The 2,553-nt window shown below is 66.6% G+C and carries 3 protein-coding genes; all 3 read left to right on the top strand.

Features of this window, described 5'->3' with window-relative positions:
- Positions 1 to 911 (top strand): DUF4350 domain-containing protein (locus K728_RS21265; protein WP_024476504.1); only part of this gene is annotated, 911 nt, incomplete at its 5' end.
- Positions 908 to 1,909 carry an AAA family ATPase gene (locus K728_RS0109085; RefSeq protein WP_024476503.1) on the top strand — a complete coding sequence of 334 codons (1,002 nt, stop codon included), beginning with the start codon at positions 908 to 910 and terminating at the stop codon, positions 1,907 to 1,909. The genes K728_RS21265 and K728_RS0109085, both read left to right, overlap by 4 nt.
- Before the next feature lie 12 nt (positions 1,910 to 1,921).
- Positions 1,922 to 2,553 (top strand): DUF58 domain-containing protein (locus K728_RS0109080; RefSeq protein ID WP_024476502.1); only part of this gene is annotated, 632 nt, incomplete at its 3' end.

The raw sequence follows: 2,553 nt of genomic DNA, 5'->3' as shown, positions 1-2,553 counted from the left end.
CGGCTGGCGCCTCGACCCTCCTGCTGCACGATCCGGATTCGTGGCTCAACTCCGACCAGCTGAGCGCCCTGGACGGTGTCGCCGACCGACTGGTTCTGGTCGAGCCGAACACCCTCATCCTGGGCGAACTTGCCCCATCCATCCGACAGGCGGGTCTAATCCCCGCCTCCGAAGACACCCCCTTGCCGGCAGACTGTGGGGTTGAGGACGCCGCCGCCGCCGGCAGTATCTCCCCCGGCGGTTTCGCCTACCGGGCCGATCTGATCTGTTTCCCCCCCGCTACTGCGCAGGGCGGCCCACCCTCGGGTTCCTACGCCGCCAAGGCTGGCCAGGAAGTGGTGGCACTCGGCCACGGAAGCATCATCAGCAACGAGACCATCGATCAGGAAGGCAACGCGGCACTTGCCCTGCGAACCCTGGGGAGCAGCCCCGTCCTCATCTGGTATCAGCCCACGGCAGCCGATCTGGCGCTGACCGACACACCGGTCGATCCCCTGAACCTGCTGCCCGATTGGGTGAACCTTGTGATGCTGTGGCTACTCGGCACTGGCCTGTTGGCCGCTGTCTGGCGGGGACGCCGCCTGGGGCCGCTCGCCGAGGAACCGCTGCCCGTGGTGGTGCGGGCGGCCGAGACGGCCGAAGGACGGGCGCGGCTCTACCAGGATTCTGGGTCCATTGATCGCGCCGCCGCCAACCTCCGAGCCGCCACCCTCATTCGGCTTGCAGCACGGCTTCGCTTGCCGGCCACCAGCTCGGTCACCGAGGTGGTAGCCGCGGCGGCACGCCACTCCCCGCGGTCCCCGGCCGACCTCGACCAACTTCTGCGGACCGAAAGACCAGCGTCCGACACCCAATTGGTGCGATGGAGCCAAGACCTTGACGCCCTAGAGAAAGAGATCGACGCGAGATGAGTCAACACATCCCGACCCACCAGGACTCCCCGGTGTCACCGGACGGCCCCGGCCCCGAACGCCAGGCCCTGCTGAACGTGAGGTCCGAGGTAGCCAAAGTGATCGTCGGCCAGGACGCGGCAGTGACCGGAATGCTGATCGCCCTGCTCGCGAAGGGCCATGTGCTGCTTGAGGGCGTTCCGGGTGTCGCCAAAACCCTGCTCGTGCGCACCCTGTCGGCAGCTTTGAGTCTCGATACCAAGCGGGTCCAGTTCACTCCCGATCTGATGCCGGGAGACGTCACTGGGTCACTCATTTACGAGGCGCAGAACTCGGAATTCACCTTCCGCGAGGGGCCGGTCTTCACCAACATCCTGCTGGCGGACGAGATCAACCGGACGCCGCCCAAGACCCAGGCCTCCCTACTGGAGGCAATGGAGGAACGCCAGGTGTCGGTCGACGGCGTTTCGCGGGCGCTCCCCGATCCGTTCATCGTCGCAGCCACCCAGAACCCGGTGGAGTACGAAGGCACCTATCCCCTGCCCGAGGCTCAACTCGACCGCTTCCTGTTGAAGCTCACGCTGTCAGTGCCGGACCGGGACGACGAGATAGAGGTGATCCGCCGCCACAGTGCGGGCTTCGACCCACGGGACCTCGCTGCGGCGGGGATTCGCCCGGTCGCCTCGGCCCTTGATCTGGCGAAGGCCCGACGCGCGGTGGCTACAGTAGCGATTGCGCCCGAGGTCATCGCCTACATTGTTGATGTGGTCCGCGCCACCCGCACAGCTCCATCTTTCCAGCTCGGTGTTTCCCCGCGCGGTGCCACCGCATTGCTCAACACCGCCCGCGCCTGGGCCTGGTTGTCAGGCCGCACCTTCGTGACGCCGGACGACGTCAAGGCCCTCACCCTGCCAGCGTTGCGACACCGGGTGTCGATGCGTCCCGAGGCTGAAATGGACGGAGTCGAAGTGGATGATGTGCTGTTGGGGATCCTCGCTACCGTCCCAGTGCCACGCTAGGCCCCGGGCCGCATGACCATCACCGGACGATTTGTCCTCCTGGCATTCCTCGGGATTATTCCCGTGGCGCTCTACCCGGGCGCGGTGTCCATCCTGATCTGGACCACTGCGTTGGTCCTGGTGGGAGCCCTGGACCTTTCCCTGGCCGCCTCGCCGAGGAAAACGGGCCTCAGCCGGGACCTACCGGACAGCGTCCGGCTGACCGAGGCTTGCACCAGTACGCTCACCGTCCGTAACTATTCCCGGCGTCAACTGAGGGCCACTGTCCGTGAGGCGTGGCAGCCGTCGGCAGGGGCAGCTGATGCCGTACAGCACGTCTCGGTTCCACCGGGTGAGTCCAGGCAACTGTTGATCAGGTTGCTCCCCGAACGGCGTGGGCATCTGCGGGTGGCACAGGTGACGATTCGCAGCGTCGGCCCGCTGGGGTTGACCGGCCGCCAGGTGAGCATTCCGGCTCCCGGGCTCCTCCGGGTCCTACCCCCGTTCCATTCCAAACGACATCTTCCATCGAAGCTTCGCCGGTTGCGTGAGCTTGACGGCCGGGCCGCCGTCCAGATCCGCGGTGCCGGCACCGAATTCGATTCGCTCAGGGACTATGTGAGGGGCGACGACGTCCGCTCGATCGACTGGCGCGCGACCGCCCG

It is taken from the genome of Arthrobacter sp. CAL618 (genome assembly GCF_000468215.1).
Classification (GTDB): Bacteria; Actinomycetota; Actinomycetes; order Actinomycetales; family Micrococcaceae; genus Arthrobacter_D.
The sequence above is the reverse complement of the archived record's forward strand: the minus strand, read 5'-3'. Positions and strand labels throughout refer to the sequence as shown.